The 18,917-nt window shown below is 70.8% G+C and carries 19 protein-coding genes; 7 read left to right on the top strand and 12 right to left on the bottom strand.

The window, feature by feature from the left end:
• Window positions 1-27: 27 nt before the first annotated feature.
• Window positions 28-600 carry an OmpO family porin gene (locus tag ABB22_RS06805; protein ID WP_055772865.1) on the top strand — a complete coding sequence of 191 codons (573 nt, stop codon included), beginning with the start codon at window positions 28-30 and terminating at the stop codon, window positions 598-600.
• A gap of 305 nt (window positions 601-905) precedes the next feature.
• Here ABB22_RS06805 and ABB22_RS06800 read toward each other — a convergent pair whose 3' ends face one another.
• The 5 genes from ABB22_RS06800 to ABB22_RS06780 form a co-directional block, all read right to left on the bottom strand.
• On the bottom strand, window positions 906-1,934 hold the full coding sequence (locus ABB22_RS06800; RefSeq protein ID WP_055772862.1) for an NAD(P)H-dependent glycerol-3-phosphate dehydrogenase: 1,029 nt from the start codon (window positions 1,932-1,934) through the stop codon (window positions 906-908).
• 19 nt (window positions 1,935-1,953) lie between these two features.
• Window positions 1,954-2,466 carry a protein-export chaperone SecB gene (gene secB / locus ABB22_RS06795; RefSeq protein WP_055772860.1) on the bottom strand — a complete coding sequence of 171 codons (513 nt, stop codon included), beginning with the start codon at window positions 2,464-2,466 and terminating at the stop codon, window positions 1,954-1,956.
• A 104-nt stretch (window positions 2,467-2,570) separates the two neighbouring features.
• Window positions 2,571-3,014, bottom strand: a complete 444-nt coding sequence (locus tag ABB22_RS06790; RefSeq protein WP_055772857.1) for a rhodanese-like domain-containing protein — start codon at window positions 3,012-3,014, stop codon at window positions 2,571-2,573.
• A 67-nt stretch (window positions 3,015-3,081) separates the two neighbouring features.
• Window positions 3,082-3,510, bottom strand: coding sequence for a hypothetical protein (locus tag ABB22_RS06785; RefSeq protein ID WP_055772854.1), 429 nt, complete (start codon window positions 3,508-3,510; stop codon window positions 3,082-3,084).
• Window positions 3,511-3,535: 25 nt separating this feature from the next.
• Complete coding sequence (locus ABB22_RS06780; RefSeq protein WP_055772851.1) at window positions 3,536-3,994, bottom strand: YiiD C-terminal domain-containing protein; 459 nt, start codon at window positions 3,992-3,994, stop codon at window positions 3,536-3,538.
• Window positions 3,995-4,047: 53 nt separating this feature from the next.
• On the opposite strand from ABB22_RS06780, the gene ABB22_RS06775 reads away from it, so the two are divergent.
• The 4 genes from ABB22_RS06775 to ABB22_RS06760 all read left to right on the top strand — a co-directional run bounded on the left by ABB22_RS06775 (window position 4,048) and on the right by ABB22_RS06760 (window position 7,906).
• Window positions 4,048-4,830, top strand: coding sequence for a uroporphyrinogen-III synthase (locus tag ABB22_RS06775; protein WP_055772847.1), 783 nt, complete (start codon window positions 4,048-4,050; stop codon window positions 4,828-4,830).
• Between the two features lie 96 nt (window positions 4,831-4,926).
• Window positions 4,927-5,907, top strand: coding sequence for a uroporphyrinogen-III C-methyltransferase (locus ABB22_RS06770; RefSeq protein ID WP_055772844.1), 981 nt, complete (start codon window positions 4,927-4,929; stop codon window positions 5,905-5,907).
• Window positions 5,904-7,166 carry a heme biosynthesis protein HemY gene (locus tag ABB22_RS06765; protein WP_055772841.1) on the top strand — a complete coding sequence of 421 codons (1,263 nt, stop codon included), beginning with the start codon at window positions 5,904-5,906 and terminating at the stop codon, window positions 7,164-7,166. Before ABB22_RS06770 ends, ABB22_RS06765 begins: the two co-directional genes overlap by 4 nt.
• Window positions 7,167-7,189: 23 nt before the next feature.
• Entirely contained in the window at window positions 7,190-7,906 is a 717-nt protein-coding gene (locus ABB22_RS06760; RefSeq protein WP_055772838.1) for an ankyrin repeat domain-containing protein, read from the top strand.
• A 116-nt stretch (window positions 7,907-8,022) separates the two neighbouring features.
• Here the strand turns inward: ABB22_RS06760 and ABB22_RS06755 are convergent, their stop codons facing one another.
• Entirely contained in the window at window positions 8,023-9,303 is a 1,281-nt protein-coding gene (locus ABB22_RS06755) for an acetyl-CoA C-acetyltransferase (protein ID WP_055772835.1), read from the bottom strand.
• Between the two features lie 107 nt (window positions 9,304-9,410).
• On the opposite strand from ABB22_RS06755, the gene ABB22_RS06750 reads away from it, so the two are divergent.
• Window positions 9,411-10,298 carry a hypothetical protein gene (locus tag ABB22_RS06750; protein ID WP_055772832.1) on the top strand — a complete coding sequence of 296 codons (888 nt, stop codon included), beginning with the start codon at window positions 9,411-9,413 and terminating at the stop codon, window positions 10,296-10,298.
• Window positions 10,299-10,503: 205 nt separating this feature from the next.
• The gene (locus ABB22_RS06745) at window positions 10,504-10,884 is read left to right on the top strand and encodes a hypothetical protein (RefSeq protein ID WP_152984058.1); all 381 of its coding nucleotides are present in this window, start codon (window positions 10,504-10,506) and stop codon (window positions 10,882-10,884) included.
• 98 nt (window positions 10,885-10,982) lie between these two features.
• Here ABB22_RS06745 and ABB22_RS06740 read toward each other — a convergent pair whose 3' ends face one another.
• The 6 genes from ABB22_RS06740 to ABB22_RS06715 all read right to left on the bottom strand — a co-directional run bounded on the left by ABB22_RS06740 (window position 10,983) and on the right by ABB22_RS06715 (window position 18,898).
• Window positions 10,983-11,606: a superoxide dismutase family protein gene (locus tag ABB22_RS06740; RefSeq protein ID WP_055772826.1), complete on the bottom strand. Its 624-nt coding sequence runs from the start codon at window positions 11,604-11,606 to the stop codon at window positions 10,983-10,985.
• Between the two features lie 45 nt (window positions 11,607-11,651).
• A complete protein-coding gene (locus ABB22_RS06735) occupies window positions 11,652-12,221 on the bottom strand; it encodes a superoxide dismutase family protein (protein ID WP_055772823.1) in 570 nt (189 codons plus the stop codon).
• A 160-nt stretch (window positions 12,222-12,381) separates the two neighbouring features.
• Window positions 12,382-14,862, bottom strand: coding sequence for a serine/threonine-protein kinase (locus ABB22_RS06730; protein WP_055772820.1), 2,481 nt, complete (start codon window positions 14,860-14,862; stop codon window positions 12,382-12,384).
• A 212-nt stretch (window positions 14,863-15,074) separates the two neighbouring features.
• The gene (gene ntrC / locus ABB22_RS06725; protein ID WP_055772817.1) at window positions 15,075-16,508 is read right to left on the bottom strand and encodes a nitrogen regulation protein NR(I); all 1,434 of its coding nucleotides are present in this window, start codon (window positions 16,506-16,508) and stop codon (window positions 15,075-15,077) included.
• Window positions 16,501-17,559: a two-component system sensor histidine kinase NtrB gene (locus ABB22_RS06720; protein ID WP_055772814.1), complete on the bottom strand. Its 1,059-nt coding sequence runs from the start codon at window positions 17,557-17,559 to the stop codon at window positions 16,501-16,503. Before ABB22_RS06720 ends, ntrC begins: the two co-directional genes overlap by 8 nt.
• 79 nt (window positions 17,560-17,638) lie before the next feature.
• Window positions 17,639-18,898, bottom strand: coding sequence for an ammonium transporter (locus ABB22_RS06715; protein ID WP_425477789.1), 1,260 nt, complete (start codon window positions 18,896-18,898; stop codon window positions 17,639-17,641).
• Window positions 18,899-18,917 lie beyond the last annotated feature (19 nt).

Below are 18,917 nucleotides of genomic sequence, written 5' to 3'. Positions count from 1 at the left end.
CAAACCAAAATAAAAAGGTAATCCGTAATGAAGACTTCCCTGATCGCTCTGGGCCTGCTGGCCGCCCTGCCGTTCGCTGCTTCGGCGACCGATGGCCTGTCCTACAACTACGTGGAAGGTGGTTACGTGAACACCGATGCCAAGGGCGGCGACGCCGATGGCTGGAAGGTGAAGGGTTCGGTGGCCGTGCATCCGAATTTCCATGTCTTCGGTGACTACAGCACCCAGGAGACCGACACCTTCAAGAACGACGTCGACCAGTGGCGCCTGGGCGTGGGCTACAACTACGGCGTCGCCCCGAACACCGACCTGCTGGCCCGCGTGGCCTACCAGCGCTTCGACCTGCAGCATGCCCCGACCCTCAACGGCTACAGCGCCGAGGTCGGCGTGCGTACCGCCTTCACCCCGATGATCGAAGGCTACGCGCTGGCCGGCTACGAGGACTACAACAAGAAGGCCGGCCACAACCCGGACGGCGAGTTCTATGGCCGCGTCGGCGCTGCCGCCAAGTTCAACGCCAACTGGGGCGTGAGCGGCGAAGTGAAGCTGGGCAAGGGTGGCGACAAGGAATGGTTCGTCGGCCCGCGTTTCACCTGGTAAGCCGGCAGTACATCGTTTCAAGGCGCGTGCTCTCTCTCCCCCGCGCCCCGGAGCCCGGTCCTCCCCGACCGGGCTCTTTTTTTGTGGTGCCCCAGGGCGGCCGTTTTCTGCCGGGGCGGGATGTTCTGCCAGGCCTGGCATTGTCCAGCGGGCTGTAGCAGGGAAGACCCCAGCGGGGCGCTGCCCCACTTTGCAGGATCCAGACGAGCTGAAGGCGACCGCCACGGGAACCGGCGCCCGTGCAATGCAGTCGCCAACGAAAAAGCCCGGCATCGCCGGGCTTTTTCTTTCTTCTTCGCCGATTCCTACTTGAACAGCGTCTCCGGATATTCCGGCTTCTGTTCGCGGGCCAGCAGCTGCTTCAGGCCATCGGAAGGACTCAGTTCGCCGTGCAGCACCGACTGCACCGCCTTGGAAATCGGCAGGTCGATGCCATGACGGCCGGCCTGGCGCATGACCTCGTCGGCGGTCTGCACCGACTCGACCACCTGGCCGATCTCCTTCACCGCTTCCGGCAGGCTCTGCCCACGCCCCAGCGCCAGGCCCAGCCGCCGGTTGCGCGACAGGTCGCCGGTGCTGGTGAGCACCAGGTCGCCCAGCCCGGCCAGGCCCATCAGGGTCTCGGGCCTGCCGCCGATGGCCGCGGCCAGCCTCAGCATCTCGTTGAGGCCCCGGGTGATCAGGCCGGCGCGGGCGTTCAGGCCCAGCTGCATGCCATCGGCCACGCCGGTGGCCACCGCCAGCACGTTCTTCATCGCCCCGCCCAGCTCGGCGCCGACCATGTCGTCGCCGGTATAGGCGCGGAACGCCGGGCCGTGCATGGCGTCGGCGACCTGCTGGGTGAACGCGGCATCGTCGCCGTGCACGGTGATCGCCGTGGGCAGGCCCAGGGTCACTTCCTTGGCGAAGGACGGGCCGGTGACCACTGCCAGCGGCACGTCCGGGCCCAGCACGTCGCGCGCGACTTCATGCAGGAAGCGGCCGGAACCCGGCTCGAAGCCCTTGGTCGCCCAGGCCACGCCGGCACCGGCCGGCAGCAGCGGCGCCAGCGCGCGCACGGTCTCGCCGAAGGCGTGCGACGGCACCACCACCAGGATCCAGCGGGCACCGGCGACGGTACCGGCCAGATCGGTGCTGGCGCGCAGGAAGTCGGGCAGCGCAATCCCCGGCAGGTACCGGGGATTCTCGTGACGACGGTCGATCGCCTCGACCACATTCGCGTCGCGCCCCCACAGCACGGTCGGGTGACCATGCCGGGCCAGCAGGCTGGCCAGCGCGGTGCCCCAGGAGCCCGCGCCGAGGACGGCGATCTTTTCCGCGTCGTTGGTACTCATCCGCAGGGATGGACGCCGGTCAGGCGTTGCCGGCCGGCTCGGAGTCGGCCAGCGAAGTGCCATCGGCCTGCTGCTGGCGCTGGCGCAGGGTTTCGGCGTACAGGCCTTCGAAGTTGATCGGCTGCAGGTAGAACGGCGGGAAGCCGCCGGCCTGGATCAGGTCGCTGACCATCGAACGCACGTACGGGAACAGGATGTTCGGGCAATGGGTGCCGAGCAGCACGTCGATCGCCTGCGGCTCCAGGCCGATCAGGCCGAACACGCCCGCCTGCTCGACTTCAGCCACGTAGGCGGTCTTGTCGCCGGCCTTGCAGGTCAGGGTCACGCCCAGCACCACTTCGAAGGCTTCGTCGGACAGGCGCTGCACCTTCTGGTTCAGGTTCAGCTGCAGGTCCGGCTGCACGTTCTCGCTGAAAATGGTCGGCGAGTTCGGGGATTCGAAGGAAACGTCCTTGACGTAGATCTTCTCGACGGTGAACGCCGGGCCGTTGTTGGCTTCGGCCGGAACGGCGTTGTTGTTCTCTTCGGACATTTCTCTGTGACTCCAGAACGGTTCGTTCGTTGAATGGGATTGTTACAAGACCTGCGATGGGGGCGGCAGCGGCCCCGCACAAGGGCTTAACGTCAAATGAAGGCTCAGCCGCGGCCCTTGACCAGCGGCAGGTCCGCCGCCTGCCAGGCCGCGATGCCGCCATCGAGCACGGATACCTGCTCGAAACCGGCTTTCTTCAGCGCCTTGGCGGCATTGGATGAGGCCGTGCCGGTGCCGGTACGGCACACCAGCACCACCGGGGACTGCCTGGCCGAGGCCAGCAGCTTGTGCGTCGGGGTCAGCTGGGCCGGCTGCACGTTGCGGCTGCCGGTGATGTGGCCCTTCTCGAAGTCGCTGCCCGCCGACAGGTCGATCACCACCGCGTCGCCGGCATTGATCAGGCGGGTCAGTTCGGCCGGCTTGATCGATTTGTAGCCGCGGAACAGCCGTGCGATCTCGGTGACGATGATGGCGATGGTCAGGCCGGCGAAGGCCAGCGACAGCATCGGGTTTCGGCCAGCGAAGGCCAGCAGCTCTTCGTAATTCACTCGGGTCACGGTCAGACAAGCGGGCGGCGATTGTCGCACAAGCCGGCCACGGGACGGCCAGCCCCGCCTATTGGCCCTGCCACAGGTCCGGCAGCCCCTGCGCCTGCCACCAGCGCTTGGCGTCGGGGTCCCAGCGCCAGCGTTCGGTCACCATCACGGTGCGTTCGGCCAGGGTGTTGCGGTTGATCACGCCCATCTCGACCCGGCGCTCAACGGCGCCATCTGCCGCCATGCCGCTGGAGCGTTCGCGGTAATTGGATACCTGCACCTGTTTATAGCGTTCGCGCTGCAGGTCGGTCAGCGGATGCGCCCTCCAGTATTCCGGGTCGATGAATCCCTCGGCGGCCTCGAAGTCGCTCCAGCGCACCGCCGCCACGTAGGCGTCCTGGGTCTGGGTGAGCTTGTTGCGCTGGCTGCGGCTGGGGCCGGCGGCCTGGGCGGCCATGGTCACGCCCAGCAGCACGGCGATGGCGGACTGGATGAGTCGTCGTTGCATGGTGTCTCCCCGGAACCGCGCCATCCTACCCCTTGGCCAGGGCCACGAAGCGCCCTTCCAGTTCCGCGGCGCCGCCCTCGATCTGCGCGCGCACGGCGATGCGCGCACGGCCGCGCTTGTCGAACAGGGCCAGGAAGGCGCCCCAGTCCTCGTCGGGGGCCGCGCGCGCGGTGGCGTCCAGGTCGCCATAGACCGGCGCCCGGTAACGGATGCTGCTGTCGGCGACGTAGACCTCGGCGCCGTGCCCGGCCAGCGACAGGCGCAGGCTCACCAGCGCCCAGCCGGCCAGGGTCATCACCGAGGCCAGGCTGCCGCCGAAGGCATTGCCCTTGTCGTTGACGTTGGTGGCCAGCGGCGCCTGCAGGCGCAGCGCGCCATCGGCGTAGCCGGCGATGCGGATGCCCATCGCCGCAACCGGCGGCATCGCATCGAGGGTGGCCTGCAGCCTTCGCAGCAGGGCGTCGTGATCGGATGTATCGGACATGGGGGAGCCGTACGGGAGAACAGGAAACGGAAAGCGCCCGCATAATGCATGGAATGAACAGCCGTGCCCATGTGCCGGCCGACACGGCCTGGTATCTGATTTCCCTGCGTCCTTCCGGCCAGCACGACGGCCTGCGCCGCGCCGCCGCCCGCCATGGCGCGCGCACGGTCGCGGTTTCGCCGTGGCGCCTGCAGGCCCGCGACGATGCCGCGACCCGCGACCAGCTGCTGCAGGCGCAGGCCTGCGACCGGCTGGTCTTCACCAGTCCGGCGGCCGCCAGCGCTGCCGCCCGGCTGATGCCGCTCGGGCAATTGAAGGCCGGCAGCCTTGTCGCCGTCGGCCAGGGCACGGCGCGCACGCTGGTGCGGCATGGCGCAGCCGCCGTGCAGGCGCCTGCCCGCATGGACAGCGAAGGCCTGCTGGCGCTGCCGGCCATGGCCGGGCTGGAAGGGAAGCGGGTGGCGCTGGTCACCGCGCCCGGTGGCCGCGGCATGATCGCGGCCCAGGTGCAGGCACGCGGCGCGCTGCTGCTGCGCGTGGACGTCTACGAACGCGTGCCGCTGCAGGTCCCGTCCTCGCTGTGGTCGCGCCTGCAGGCGCTGGATGCCCCCGCCGTACTGGCGGTAAGCAGCGGCGAAGCGCTCGAACGCGTGCTGCCGCAGATGCCGCCCGCCCTGCGCCGACGCTGGCAGGAGCAGCCGGTGGTCGCCGCCAGCGCACGGCTCGCGCAACTGGCCACCACGCTCGGTTTCGCCCATGCGTACGTGGCCGCCGGGCCCCTGCCGGGCCAGCTCGCGGCCGCCGCGCGCGACGCGCTGTTTCCCACCCCGGCCTGAAGCACCCGGGCGGCTTGCAGCCGTGCGGCGTCGCGGCGATGCTTGAAGCGCACCGCCGCCGCCCGCTGGGCGGCCTGCCAAGGATGCCGTACCCCCATGAATGACGATTCCTCCCCCTCCCCACGGCGCCGCATGGCGCGCTGGATCATCGCCATCGTGCTGCTCGCCGCGCTGGCCGCGGCCGCCTGGTACGGCTGGCGGAGCTGGCAGGCGGAGCAACGCCTGGCCGAGCGCAGCCGCGCCACCGCCGGCCAGCAGCTGGCGGCGCTGCAGCAGACGGTGGAGGCGCTGCGCCGCGACCAGCGCGCCAACGCTCGTGGCCTGCAGGACGTCGCCGCCACCAACCGCATCCTGCGCGACGAAGTACTCGGGCTGGGCCAGCGCAACGCGCTGCTGGAGGAGAACGTGGCGCGCCTGGCCGACCATTCGCGCCAGGGCGCGCAGGCGGTGCGCCGCGAAGAGGCCGAGCTGCTGCTCAGCCAGGCGCAGCAGCGCCTGGCCTATGCCGGCGACCTGGACGGCGCCCGCCATCTGTATGCGCTGGCCGCCGGCGTGCTCGAGAACATGGACAGCCCCGGCTACCTGAACCTGCGGCAGGCGCTGCTGCAGGAGCGCAGCGCGGTCGACGCGCTCGGCCCGGGCGTCCGTGCCCGCACCGCCGGCCAGCTCACTCAGTGGGTCGAAGCACTGGACTCCCTGCCGGAACAGGGCGCAGAGGTGGCCGGCGCGCAGCCATCGTGGTGGCAGCAGATGCTCTCGCCGCTGGTACAGATCCGCCCGGCCGACCCGCAGGTACTGGTGGCCCGTTCCGAACGCATCGCCGCCGGCGACGCGCTGCAGATCGAATTGAGCCTGGCCCGCGCCGCGCTGGAGCGCGGCGACACCGATGGCTGGCAGCAGGCGCTGCAGCGCGTGGACGGCTGGCTGCTGCGGCTGTGGCCGGATTCGCCGCGACGGCGCAGCCAGCGCCATGCGCTGGCGGAACTGCGCAAGGTCGACCTGCGCATCGCGCTGCCGGAACTGGGCAGTACCCTGCAGCAACTGCGCGGCATGCGCGACGGCAAGGTGGCGCCATGAAGGCATTCCGTTCGCTGGTGATCGTCCTGCTGGTGGCCGCCATCGGCATCCTCGGCGCGCAGTGGCTGGGGCAGGAGTCGGTACGCGGCATCGGCGAGGTGATCGTGCGCGCCGGCGGCAACGACTACATCGCCACCCTGCCGCAGGCGCTGCTGGCCCTGCTGATCGCCGGTCTGCTGCTGTGGCTGCTGTGGACCCTTCTCAGCGCACCGTTCCGCACCTGGGCACGCTACCGGCGCCGGCAAGGGCGCGCACGGCTGATCGACGGCCTGCAGGCCCTGGACGGCGGGCAGTGGCAGCGCGCGGAAAAGCTGCTGGCCAGCGCCGCCAGCGAAAAGGAAGTGCGCCCGATCGCGCTGGTCGCGGCGATGCGCGCGGCCGAAGCGCGTGGCGACGCCGCCGGCGCCGGCCAGCACCTGCAGCAGCTGGGCGCGCTGGACGCCACCCTCCACGCCCTGCACAGCGCCGAACGCTGGCTGCAGCTGGACAAGCCGCAACAGGCCATCGACGCCCTGGACCTGCCGGCCATCCAGCCGCTGCCGCCGCGCGGACTATGGCTGCGCACCGACGCGCTGGCCCGCGCCGGCCGCGCCGAGGAGGCCTATGGCCAGCTCGGCGCGCTGCGCCAGCAGCAGGCGGTACCGGCCGACACCCTGGCCGCGCTGGAAACCCGGCTCGCCCTGCAGATGCTCGACGAGGCCGGCGACGTGAACACCCTGGCCGCGCGTTGGGAGGTCCTGCCCAGGGCACTGCGCGGCACGCCGGTCGCGGTGACGCGCTACGCCTGCCGTGCGGTGGCGTTGAACTGGAACGACGTCGCCCTGCGCAGCATCGAACAGGCGCTGGACAGCCACTGGGACGAAGCCCTGATCGCGCTCTACGGCGAACTGCCTGTGGACAAGCTCGACTCGCGCCGCGCCAGCGCACAGCGCTGGCTGCAGTCGCATCCGTCCAGCCCGGCGCTGCTGCTGACCCTGGGGCGCCTGGCGCGCGGCCAGGGCCAGTGGACGCAGGCCGAGGAATTCCTGCATCGCGCCATCGCCCAGGGCGCCGGCAGCGACGCCTGGGAGGAACTGGGCGAAGGCTTCGCCGCCGCCGGCGAGGACGCACTGGCCCGTCAATGCCTGCTCAACGCGTTGCACCACCGCCGCGGCCACGCCACCCAGTCGTTGCAACGCCGCGACCTGCGCCAGCAGATCCAGGACCAGGCCGTGGCCGAGGAGCGCGACGCACACGGTTTCCCGCGGCTGCCGGGTTGAACACCCCTCGCGCGAGGACGCCCATGAAGAAGCTGGCCGCACTCGCCCTGTTGGTGCTGTGCATCCCGCCCGCGCTGGCGCAAAGCCGCTACATGCAGGCGCGCGCGCTGGCATTTGATGTCCTGGGCCATCAATACGAAAACACCCGCACTTCCGGCAATGTCTGCGCATTGGGGGTGCCGACCGAGGCGCAACGCAATGCCATAAGCACCGCACTGGCAAGCGTCGAGCCCCCCTTGCCCGAGTCGCCCGATCCGAAGTTTGTTGCAGCCTTTGTCAACCCGGCCCTGCTGACCGAACGCAGGTGGCTCGACCCCCTGATCCTGGCGACCTTCGCCGACGACGTGGCCATGCTCGAACGCATGGAAGCCGCCGGCCATCCCCTGCAGGAACGCGCGGGCGGCCTGCTGCAGGATGCGGTCCATTCCGGCTCGCGGCAGGTATTTGATTACCTGCTCGCACGCGGCGCGGCACTGGATATGACCAATGAGTCCGGCGCTACCGCACTGATCGTCGCTGCGGCCAACAACCGGCTCGACATGGCCCGCGTACTGCTCCAGGCCGGCGCATCGCCGAACCTGGCGACCGACAGCGGCGCCACGGCGCTGCGCTATGCCGTCGGCTGCCGCAACCAGCCGATGGTGGACCTGCTGCTGGCGTCCGGCGCCGCACCGGACGAGACCATCCGCCAGTCGGCGATCAAGCGGAACATGCGGCTGGATGCCGCCAGCGGGCACTGACGCCGGTTCACCCGAAGGAAGCAGGCGCAACGCAGGCCGCCGGGATTCGGCCCGTCACGCAGGCCTGTGTGAGCCGCGGCCGGCCCGTGCCGCAGGCCGACAGCCGTCACCTGCGCTCAGCGCTCGATGATCGCCACCACGCCCATGCCGCCGGCGGTGCAGATCGACACCAGCGCGCGGCCGCCGCCGCGTTCGGCCAGTTCCTTGGACACGGTCGCGACGATGCGCGCGCCGGTGGCGGCGAACGGATGGCCGGTGGCCAGCGACGAACCCAGCGGATTGATCTTCTCCGGGTCGATGCGGCCCAGCGGCGCGTCCAGGCCCAGGCGGTTGCGGCAGTAGTCCTCGCTCTCCCAGGCGCGCAGCGTGCACAGCACCTGCGCGGCGAAGGCCTCGTGGATTTCGTAGATGTCGAAGTCCTGCAGGGTCAAGCCGTTGCGCCGGAGCATCTCCGGCACGGCGATGGTCGGCGCCATCAGCAGGCCTTCGCCGTGCACGAAGTCCACCGCCGCCACCTGCGCGTCGCGCAGGTAGGCCAGCGGTTCGTGGCCGTGGGCGCGCGCCCATTCCTCGCTGGCCAGCAGCACCGCGGCGGCGCCGTCGGTCAGCGGCGTGGAGTTGGCGGCGGTGAGCGTGCCGCGGCCGGAGGTCTTGTCGAACGCCGGCTTCAACGTGGCCAGCTTCTCCAGCGAGGTGTCCGGGCGCAGGATGTTGTCACGCTCGACGCCGCGGAACGGCGCGATCAGGTCGCCGAAGAAGCCGCGCTCGTAGGCGGCGACCAGCTTGCGGTGCGAGGACACCGCCCATTCGTCCTGCGAATCGCGCGAGATGTTCCACTCCTTGGCCATGTCCTCGCAGTGGTCGCCCATGCTCTTGCCGGTGCGCGGCTCGGCCACGCCGGGGAACTCGGGCTTGAGCTCGGACAGGCGGAAGCCGGACAGCAGCGCCTTGATCTTGTCGCCGGTGCTCTTGGCGCGGTTGGCGGCCAGCAGGCGCCCGCGCAGCTTCTTGCCGTAGACGATCGGCACGTCGGAGGTGGTGTCCGAACCGCCGCCGATGCCCGAGTCGATCTGGCCCAGGGCGATCTTGTTGGCCACGGTAATGATGCTGTCCAGCGAGGTGCCGCAGGCGCGCTGCAGGGTGATGCCCGGGGTCAGCGGCGACAGCCCGGAGGACAGCGCGGCCTCGCGGCCGAGGTTCCAGTCGCTGGGGTGCTTGATCACCGCGCCCATCGCCACTTCGCCCAGCTGCTGCCCGTGCAGGCCGAAGCGTTCGACCAGCGCGCCGAGCGTGCGCACCGACATGCCGAGATTGCCGACATCCGCGTAGGCGGTGTTCTGGCGGCAGAACGGGATGCGGACACCACCGAGGATGGCGACGGGACGGGCGCTGGACATGCGGTTACCTGGGGCTGGTGGGGGAAGGCGACGCGGACCTGCCTGCGGCAGCAGGCATAATGGACATCGAGTGTAGCTTCGAGCCTGTGACGGGCCAACCGCGAACCATGAGCAATTCCAACCCCGACATGAACGCACTGGGCGTGATGGCGCTGGAACTGGCCGGCGGCCAGCAACCCGCGCGCGCCGCGCTGCCTTCCGATCAGGCCGGCGAACTGGCCACGCTGGTGGGCCGCGACCTGGCCAGGCTGGTGCCACAGGCCAGCGGGCTGGACCTGGTGCTGGCCGCGGCGCATTTCGACCCGGCCGAGGTGCTGCGCCCTGGCTGGCCGGTCCACCGGCGCCTGGAAGAGCTGCAGATGCGCGCGCCCGGCCGCAACCAGGGACCACGCCTGCTCGCCTTCGGTGCCGACGCCTCCGGCGAGGTGCCGCTGCCCCTGCAGGCCGACCCTGCGCTCACCGGCGGCGGCCTGCGCGTCCTGCCGTTCGTGCTGACCGGCAGCGATGGCACGCTGCTGGCCGAGACCCGCGATGCGCTGGAAGAGGTACTGCTGGCCAACGGCATGGCCCAGGCCGATACCGCCCTGCTGGCGCAGAACGCCTTCGGCGCGCAGGTCGAGCACGCGCGTTATTTCACCGTCAACGACCTGGCCGCGATGATGGCCATGCAGTACGACAACCAGGGCCTGGCCGGACTGTGGCCGCTGCTGGAGACGGCAATGTTCTCGCCCGAGCGCGAGCAGTGGCTGGACGTCGCGCCCGAACCGCTGCTGCGCTATGCCGGCAGCGAGGTACGCATGGCGCTGTTCGATCCCGCCGGCTGGTGCGCGCACTACGCCCAGGACAAAAACGACTGCGACCGCCTGCAGCGCATCTACGAGCAGTACCTGATGCGCCAGCGGCAGATGGCCGCGGTGCTCGAGGCCCACGGCCTGGACGTGCTGTACGTGCACGTCGAAGCCGGCCAGGACGCGCGCGTGGTGATGGCGCGCTGACGATCGGGCAACCACGGGCCAGCCAAGCATGAATGGACAGACGCCGGCCTCCGCCGGCGTTTTCTTTTCCCTGCCGCCCACTGTTCCGATGCGATGGCGCCCTGCTTGCAGCGGTCTTCCCGCAGGGCGACGATGCCGGCCAGGCTGCGGGGATCATCCGCTCTATCCTGTACGGGGCCCGCTCACACAACATTGGAGATGCACGGTGAAGACCATCGCTATCGCCTTATTGGTGTGCGGCCTGCCGCTTCCCGCTTTCGCACTTGCCCCTGAGCAAGTCCAGTTCACCGGCTCCGTGCAGTACGACGACGGTGTGCCGGTGGATTTCGACCTTCGCCTTCCGGCCCGCCAGGCAATGACACTCCAGCTGGCCGATGGCGCCGCACTGGAACTCGTGACGCCAGGCAATGCCGCCAGCCCGCATGGGACGCTGGTCCGCCTGGTATCACGCGACGGCCGCGTGCTGCATACCGCGACCGTTCCCGACCCGGGCCTGGCAAGCCAATCGTTCGCCTACCGCATCTGCAACGGGCAAGTCACATATGTGAGCCCGGCCCCGGCGAGCCCCGCCGGCTGCGGGACCTAGCCCGGGCCCCACCACCCGCCCACATTCAAGCGCCTGCGGGGAAACGCCTGATCGAAAACGCCGGCAATGCCGGCGTTTTCACTTCCGCGACGGAAACCTCACTCGGCCTTGGTGATCACCGCGCAGGCCAGCCGCGCGCCGGCATTACCGGTCGGCTGGCTGTGATAGTCGTCCGGATCGGCATGCACAATCAGGCCGCGGCCGATGATGTCGAAACCATCGCCCTTGCCGGCATTGACGTTGCTCGACACCGGGCCGTCGACATGGGCGTTGCCCTGCGCGTCGGCGACGATGTTGGGCATGTCGCCGCCATGGTGCACGGCCGCGTCGATGCTGCCGTGCTCGGCGTTGCCCGGGTTGAAGTGGCCGCCGGCGCTGGTGCCGTCCGGCGCGCTGCAGTCGCCCTTCTCATGGATGTGGAAACCATGCTCGCTGCCCGGCTTGAGCCCGCTGATGTCGCCGCTGGCATGCAGCCTGCCGTCCACCAGGGTGAAGCGGATGCTGCCCTTGACGGTGCTGTCCCTGGTCGGCTGCAGGTCGGCGGTGGCCACGGCTGCTGCGCTGGCTGCCGCAGGCTCCATGGCCGGCGGCGCGGCGGGATCGACGGCCGGGGCCGGCGCGCTGGCGGCGTCGGCGGGGGCGGCAGCGGGCTCGGCGCCCTGCTTGCAGGCGCCCAGCGCCAAGGCGCTGGCGAGGAACAGGCTGGTGTGGATCAAACGCATCGTCGTACTCCCTTGATTGGTGCCGGATCGACCGGATCGCCGCATTCAGCGGGTCACGCGGATCACCCCGCAGGCGACCCGGGCGCCGGCATTGCCTGCCGGCTGGCTGTGGTAGTCATCGGCATCGGCATGGACCACCAGCGCGCGACCGGCGATGTCGTTGGCCGCGCCGCCGCCAAGGGTAACGCCGCGCAGGTGTACGTCCACGTGCACGACGCCATCGGCATTGGCCTGCAGGTTATCCATGTCGCCGGCATGGTGCGCGCCGCTGCCGGCGCGGCCATGCGGCTGCGCCGCCGGGTTGAAGTGACCGCCCGCGCTGGCGGCATCCACCGCGCTGCAGTCGCCCTTCTCGTGCACGTGGAATGCAGCCTGGCGGCCGCGCGGCAGGCCGCCGATCACGCCGGTGATATGTACGCCGCCGGCTTCCGGCACCAGTGCCACGCGCCCGCTGACCAGGCTGGCCGAGGCCGGTGCCAGGTTCGCCTCGGCCATCTGCGCGGTGCTGACCGCCGCCGGTGCTGGCGGCGCTTCCGGCCTGGCCGGCGGGCGGGTGCCGCAACCGGCCAGCAGGGCGCTGCCGGCGAGGATCGTCAGAGGTAGGCGAAGGCGCATGGTGGGCTCCCGGGGCATCTGCAATGGTCGTCTGCTCCTGCCTCGGGCAGGGAAACCATCGTATGCCCGGCACCAGACAAACGCACGCATCGCCCTGATCGCGGGCGCCGATGCGGCTCCGCGCATGCACGATGCGAGCCGCGTGAGCGCAGACGGTGCGCTACGGCGGTGCCTGTCTCGAGCCGCCGGACGCCTTCTTGCCGGCCGCCTCGACCTTCGCCAGGGTCTCGCGCACGCTGCGCAGGGGATCGTCGCTGTCGTCGCCATGGACCGCCCGCATCGCCCGCAGTGCGGCTTCGGCATGGCCATGCGCAGCGCCGACTTCGCCGAGCGCCAGTTCGGCCTCGGCCAGGCCGCGCAGGATCTCGGCGGTGACCGGGTGGTTGCGCGACAGGGTCCGGTCCGCGATCTCCAGCAGTGCGCGCTGCTCCTGTTCCGACGCTTCCGCGTGGCCGGACTCCAGCAGCCAGTTGGCGTGATTGTGACGGGTGATGAGCGTATCCAGCGCTTCCGGCCCCGAATGGGCGCTGCTCCATTCCATCGCGGCGCGATAGTGAGGCCCGGATTCCTCCACCTTGCCCTGCTGGCGCAGGGCGCTGGCCAGCAGGCCGCGGACGGAGGCGGTATAGCTGTTGTCGTCCCCATACAGGCGCCGATAAGCGCTCACCACTTCCTGCAACTGCACTTCGGCGGCAGGGAAGTCGCGCTGGTACAGATAGGCCACGGCGAGATCGCTGCGGGTGACCAGGGTCAGCGGATGATCGGCCCCCATGGCGGCCGTCCGACGCTGGACAAGGTCGCGCAGCAGCGCGATGGCCTGCACCTGACCGCCCGTGCTGGAAAGCACGTTGGCGAGACGCTTTTCCGCGTCCAGGCGGTTCTGGTTGTCCGCGGGCAGCAGGCGCGCCAGTCCCTTCTCCGCCTCGCGCGCATCGCGCAATGCTTCGGCCGGTCGCCCCATACCGATGAGCACCATCGCCAGGCGGGATTGCATGTCGTAGGCGAGCCACAGGTACTCAGGCTTGCCGCGGCGTGCCCGTTCGATGCCCTCGGCAAGCACGGTGCCGGCTTCCCGCTGCTTGCCGGCGCCCACCAACGCATCGCCCAGCACCTGGGTCGCGCGCAGGTACTGGAACTCGAGCAGGCCGGGATGCCGCCCGGCCAGTTCGCGCACCGCCTGCAGGTGGGCGACGGCAGGCCCGAACTCCGCCAGGCTGTTCTGGTTGATGCCGATGAGCAGCTCCATGTCGGCCTGGATGTCCGGATAGGCGGCCAGCTCCCGCGCGGCGCGCCTGGACGCATCGTCGAGCACGCGCAGCATCAGCGTCTTGTCCATGTCCTGCGAGATCGCCGGATCGACGCTGTCCAGCACCGAGGCCAGGAACTCCGAGGTCACCTTCGCCCGTGCCGCCTCCTGGCGCGCTTCGCGCAGCGACCAGGCGGTGATGGCCAGGCCGGATACCAGTGCCGCCGCCACGAGGGCGGCGGCGGCCACCATCAGCCGGTTCCGGCGTACGAACGAGCGCATCGCCAACAGCCGCGCGGTCCCCGCCGCGCGCGGCGGATAGTGGGCGAGCCAGCGCCGCAGGTCGTCCAGCAGCGACGATACCGAGTCGTAGCGCGCAGCCGGCTCGGCCTGCAGCGCCTTGAGCGCGATCGCATCCAGTCCGTCGCGCAGTTCGCGCAGCAACCGCCGCGGCGTGGTCCTGCGCAGCTCCGCGGCTTCCCGTTGCCGTCCATCCGGCAGCGCCCGCAGGCATCCCGACGGGGGAATGCCGGAACCGGGTTCCGGACGCACGCCGCAGGCGAGCTCGTACAGCAGCGCGCCAAGCGAGTACACATCGCTGCGCGCATCGATGTCGCCGCCCGGCGCCGCCTGTTCCGGGCTCATGTAGCCGGGCGTGCCGCCGCCCACCGCGTCGGCCGCCTCTTCGGTCTCGATGGCGATGCCGAAGTCGATGATCTTCGGCAGGGGTTGTCCATCGACCGTGGCGACCAGGATGTTGCCCGGTTTCAGATCGCGATGGATGACGCCCTTCTGGTGCGCGTGCTGCACGCCTTCGGCGGCCCTGGCCAGCAGCTTGACGCGCTGGCGCAGGCTCGACGCGTCCTGGTCGCACCATGCGGAGAGCGGCTGCCCATGGATGTACTCCATCACCAGCCATGCGTGGCCGTCCGCGTCGACGCCGGCGTCATGGATCTGCGCGATGGCGGGGTGCTGCATCTGCGCCAGCAATCGGCACTCGTACTCGAAACGACCGTGGCGGCGCTCGTCCAGCGCAGGCGTGTGCACGAGCTTGAGCGCGACCTCGCGCTCATAGGCGCCGTCCGCGCGCCGGGCCAGGTAGACGCGCCCCATGCCCCCCGAGCCGATCAGCCGCTCCACCGCCCACGGGCCGAAGCGCGTCCCGGACGCCACCTCCGCATCGCGGGCCTGCACCACGGCCTTGACCGCCTGCCGCAACGGAGCGCGCAGCCGCGTGGCGTCGGTGTCGGCGACGATCAGCGCCAGCAGCTCGCGCTGCAGCTCCGGGTCATCGCCGGCATGCAAATGGATGAAGGTGATCCGCTCGGATTCGGGCAGTTCAGTGGCGCGGTGGAACAGGTCGGTCAGACGGTTCCAGGCATCGGCGTTCAGCATGGTATCCGGGGTACAGGCCAGACATGCAGGGGGCGCGGGCCATGCGCCGGTGCCGCGCGCCTCTGCGGCCGGCCATCCGCCACGCCCCGCGCCTGGCCGGCCATGTCCGAAGGTGGCAGCGGCTTCTCCATCGGGAGCCGATCATACACGGCCGCCCCGCCCCCGATTCCGCCCGGCCGGCAGGAGTCCGGGATGGACAAGGATGGATCCGGTCAGCGCCTGCGCCCCGCTCCCAGCTTGCGGGTGACGGTGTTGCGGCCAAGGCCAAGGCGCGCCGCGGCGTCGCCGCGATGACCATCGGTGGCGGCCAGCGCCGCCTCCAGCAGCACCGCCTCCATGCGTTCGCGCACTTCGGCATGCAGGCCGCTGGCGCCTTCGGCCAGGCGCTGGCGCGCCCACTGCGCCAGTGCCTGGTCCCATTGCGCGGGCGCCGCCGCGGTTCCGCCCGCGCGGGCGCGGCCGCCACGGGCCAGCGCCGCATGCACATCGTCCGCGGAAATGGTGTCTGCCACCGCCAGCGCGGCCAGGCGCCAGCACACGTTCTCCAGCTCGCGTACGTTGCCGGGCCAATCGTGCTGGCGCAGCGCGTGTACGGCGGCGGAGGACAGACGCTTGGGCGGCATGTCCAGTCGACGCGACGCGCCAGCGAGGAAAGTCGCGGCCAGCCTCGCCACATCGTCCAGCCGTTCGCGCAACGGCGGCAGCCACAACCGCACCATGTCCAGCCGGTGCAGCAGGTCGGCACGGAAGCGGCCCTGCTCGACCAGCGCCTCCAGGTCCTGGTGGGTAGCGGCGACCACGCGCACGTCGACGTGGATCAGCTCGCGCCCGCCGACGCGGAAGAACTCGCCTTCGGCCAGCACCCGCAGCAGCCGGGTCTGCAGCGGCAGCGGCATGTCGCCGATCTCGTCCAGGAACAGGGTGCCGCCGTGGGCCTGCTCGAAGCGGCCGATGTGGCGCCTGGCCGCGCCGGTGAAGGCGCCGGCTTCGTGGCCGAACAGTTCGCTTTCCAGCAGTTCGGCGGGAATGGCGGCGGTGTTGAGCGCGACGAACGGGCCGCGCGCGCGCGGCGATTCGCGGTGCAGCGCATTGGCCACCAGTTCCTTGCCGGTACCGGTCTCGCCGTTGATCAGCACCGACAGCGGCGCCTGCGCCAACCGCCCGATGGCGCGGAACAGCGCGCGCATGGCCGGGGTGTCGCCGATCAGCTGCGGCGCCTGCCCGCCCTCCGCTGGGGCGCGCGGCGTTTCCACGCGGGCCTCGGGTTCGGGCAGCGCGCGGCGCGCCAGTTCCACCGCGTCGTCCAGGTCGAACGGCTTGGACAGGAATTCGTGCGCGCCGCCGCGGAACGCACCGGCGGTGCTGGCCACGTCGGTGTAGGCCGACATCACGATCACCGGCAGCTGCGGATGCGCGGCCTTGAGTTTTTCCAGCAGGACCAGCCCGTCGTCGCCGGGCATGCGCACGTCGGTGAACAGCAGGTCGGGCAGCGGCTGCCGCGCTGATGCGTCGAGCGCCGCCGCGGCGCTGTCGAAACCCTCCACGGTGTAGCCGGCATCGCGCAGCGCGGTGGTCAGGACGAAACGCACCGAACGGTCGTCGTCCACCACCCAGATCGTGGCTGCCGGCGCGGGAACGTCAGGCATCGGCCATCTCCTTGTCCTCGCCGGCAGCCGGCAACGGCAGCAGCAGGGTGAACACGGTATGCCCGGGGCGCGAGCGGAAGCTCAGCGTGCCGCGGTGTTCGCGTGCCACCTGCTGCGCCAGCGCCAGGCCGAGGCCGGTGCCTTCGGCGCGGCCGCTGACCAGCGGCAGGAACAGGTGCTCGGCCAGATCGTCGGGCACGCCGCGGCCGTCGTCGGCCACTTCCAGGCGTAGCGCCAGCGGCGGGGCATGCTCGGTGACGCGCACCCCATGCTCGACGCGGGTGCGCAGCACGATGCGGGTGGCGCCGGCCTGGATCGCGTTGCGCACCAGGTTGAGCAGCGCCTGGGTCAGGCGGTCGGCATCGCCAGAAAATTCCGGGATGCTCGGGTCGTAGTCGCGCTGCAGCTGCAATGCCCAGCCGGCCTCGTTCTCGGCCAGGCGCAGCACCCGCTCGAGCGCGGCGTGGATGTTGAGCGGTGCGTGCGGCCGCTGCGGCGCCGGCGACAGCAGCTGTTCGAGCAGGGTGTTGAGGCGTTCGATCTCGGCGCCGATCAGTTCGATCAGTTCGCTTTCGGCGGCATCGCGGTTGCCCGCGCGGCGCGCCAGCAGCTGCGCCGCGCCCTTCAGCCCGGCCAGCGGATTGCGCAGCTCATGGGCCAGCCCCTTGAGCGCGGCGGCGAAGGCGCCGGGCAGCACCTGCGCCGGATCGGGCGCGGCGAACTCATCCACCGGGTGCGCCTCCAGCAGCCAGCCGCCGGCATCCAGCGGCGTCAGCCAGCCCTCGGCGAAACGGGCGCGCTCGCCCGGCAGCGCCAGCGCCAGCCGCGGCAGGCGCGCGGCGTCGGTGCCTTCCCGCTGGCCCAGCCGTTCCGCCAGATCCTCTCCCTGGCTTTCCAGCGAGGCCAGCGGCTGCCCCAGCAGGCGCCGCACGCTGACCCCCAGCCAGCGGCAGAACGCCGGATTCGCCCCGGCGATGCGGCCGTCCGGCGCGGCCCACACCAGGGGCGTGGCCATCATGTCTGGGGTGGGCGGGAATCCGGAATCGCGCATTGCACCAATGTAGTGCAAAGACGGCCGCCCTGCCGATTCCTGCAGGGACGGCGCCCACCGGTTGCGCCGCCCATCCGGCTCACGTCTCGTAGGCCGATTCGCCATGGGTGCTGATGTCTAGGCCGGTGCGCTCGGCCTCTTCGCCCACGCGCAGGCCGACCAGCGCGCGCACCACCAGCAGCGCCAGCGCGGTGACCAGCGCGCTCCACAGCACGGTGAAGCCGACGCCGACCACCTGCACCCACAGCTGGTGCGCGATATCCAGCCTGGCCCGGGTACCGCCGAGCGATTGCGCGCTGAACACGCCGGTGAGGATCGCGCCGACGATGCCGCCGACACCATGCACGCCGAACACGTCGGCGGTGTCGTCGGCCCGCAGCAGGCGCTTGAGCCCGGTGACGCCCCACACGCAGAGCATGCCGGTGACGAAGCCGATCACGATGGCACCCAGCGGCCCCACCGTGCCGCAGGCGGGCGTCACCCCGACCAGCCCGGCGACCGCGCCCGAGGCCGCGCCCAGCGCCGAGGGATGGCCCTTGGTCGCCGCTTCCACCAGCGTCCAGCCCAGCACCGCCGCCGCGGTGGCCAGCAGGGTATTGAGGAAGGCCAGCGCCGCCACGGTGTCGGCGGCGGCCGCCGAACCGGCGTTGAAGCCGAACCAGCCGACCCACAGCAGCATCGCGCCCAGCCAGGTCAACGGCAGGTTGTGCGGCTTCAAGGCCACGTGGCCGTAGCCCAGGCGCTTGCCGGCGAACCATGCCGCCACCAGTCCCGCCACACCCGCGTTGATGTGCACCACGGTGCCACCGGCGAAGTCGATGGCGCCCATCTCGCCCAGCCAGCCGCCGCCCCAGACGGTGTGCGCCACCGGCAGGTAGCCCAGGGTGAACCACAGCGCCGAGAACAGCAGCACCGCGCGGAAGCGGATGCGCTCGGCGAAGGCGCCGACGATCAGGGCGGTGGTGATGCCGGCGAACGTGGACTGGAAGGCCACGAACAGATAATCCGGCAGGCCGGCGACGGGCGTGTTGCCCACCGATCCCGGGCCGAAGCCGCGGAGGAAGGCGAACTGCGTGAACGAGCCGAACAGCGCATTGCCCTCGCTGAACACCACGCTGTAGCCGTAGGCCACCCACAGCAGCAGCACCAGCGAGAACGCCACCAGCACCTGGCTGAGCACCGACAGCACGTTCTTGGCGCGCACCAGGCCGCCGTAGAACAGCGCCAGCCCGGGTACCACCATCATCAGCACCAGCAGCGTGGAGGTCAGCATCCAGGCCACGTCACCGCGGTCGAACGCGGGCGCGGCTTCCTGCGCCGATGCAGCCAGGGGAAGCATCGCCAGCGCAAGGCCAGCG

It is taken from the genome of Stenotrophomonas nitritireducens, from assembly GCF_001431425.1.
GTDB classification, from domain to species: Bacteria; Pseudomonadota; Gammaproteobacteria; order Xanthomonadales; family Xanthomonadaceae; genus Stenotrophomonas; species Stenotrophomonas nitritireducens.
The sequence above is the reverse complement of the archived record's forward strand: the minus strand, read 5'-3'. Positions and strand labels throughout refer to the sequence as shown.

Coding starts and splice junctions, on each gene's coding strand:
- ABB22_RS06755 (WP_055772835.1), bottom strand. CDS start 9,303: ATGTCCAGCGCCCGTCCCGTCGCCATCCTCGGTGGTGTCCGCATCCCG.
- ABB22_RS06720 (WP_055772814.1), bottom strand. CDS start 17,559: ATGCGCGATTCCGGATTCCCGCCCACCCCAGACATGATGGCCACGCCC.
- ABB22_RS06775 (WP_055772847.1), top strand. CDS start 4,048: ATGAACAGCCGTGCCCATGTGCCGGCCGACACGGCCTGGTATCTGATT.
- ABB22_RS06730 (WP_055772820.1), bottom strand. CDS start 14,862: ATGCTGAACGCCGATGCCTGGAACCGTCTGACCGACCTGTTCCACCGC.
- ABB22_RS06740 (WP_055772826.1), bottom strand. CDS start 11,606: ATGCGTTTGATCCACACCAGCCTGTTCCTCGCCAGCGCCTTGGCGCTG.
- ABB22_RS06805 (WP_055772865.1), top strand. CDS start 28: ATGAAGACTTCCCTGATCGCTCTGGGCCTGCTGGCCGCCCTGCCGTTC.
- ABB22_RS06735 (WP_055772823.1), bottom strand. CDS start 12,221: ATGCGCCTTCGCCTACCTCTGACGATCCTCGCCGGCAGCGCCCTGCTG.
- secB (WP_055772860.1), bottom strand. CDS start 2,466: ATGTCCGAAGAGAACAACAACGCCGTTCCGGCCGAAGCCAACAACGGC.
- ABB22_RS06715 (WP_425477789.1), bottom strand. CDS start 18,898: ATGCTTCCCCTGGCTGCATCGGCGCAGGAAGCCGCGCCCGCGTTCGAC.
- ABB22_RS06785 (WP_055772854.1), bottom strand. CDS start 3,510: ATGCAACGACGACTCATCCAGTCCGCCATCGCCGTGCTGCTGGGCGTG.
- ABB22_RS06765 (WP_055772841.1), top strand. CDS start 5,904: ATGAAGGCATTCCGTTCGCTGGTGATCGTCCTGCTGGTGGCCGCCATC.
- ABB22_RS06800 (WP_055772862.1), bottom strand. CDS start 1,934: ATGAGTACCAACGACGCGGAAAAGATCGCCGTCCTCGGCGCGGGCTCC.
- ABB22_RS06770 (WP_055772844.1), top strand. CDS start 4,927: ATGAATGACGATTCCTCCCCCTCCCCACGGCGCCGCATGGCGCGCTGG.
- ntrC (WP_055772817.1), bottom strand. CDS start 16,508: ATGCCTGACGTTCCCGCGCCGGCAGCCACGATCTGGGTGGTGGACGAC.
- ABB22_RS06760 (WP_055772838.1), top strand. CDS start 7,190: ATGAAGAAGCTGGCCGCACTCGCCCTGTTGGTGCTGTGCATCCCGCCC.
- ABB22_RS06780 (WP_055772851.1), bottom strand. CDS start 3,994: ATGTCCGATACATCCGATCACGACGCCCTGCTGCGAAGGCTGCAGGCC.
- ABB22_RS06750 (WP_055772832.1), top strand. CDS start 9,411: ATGAGCAATTCCAACCCCGACATGAACGCACTGGGCGTGATGGCGCTG.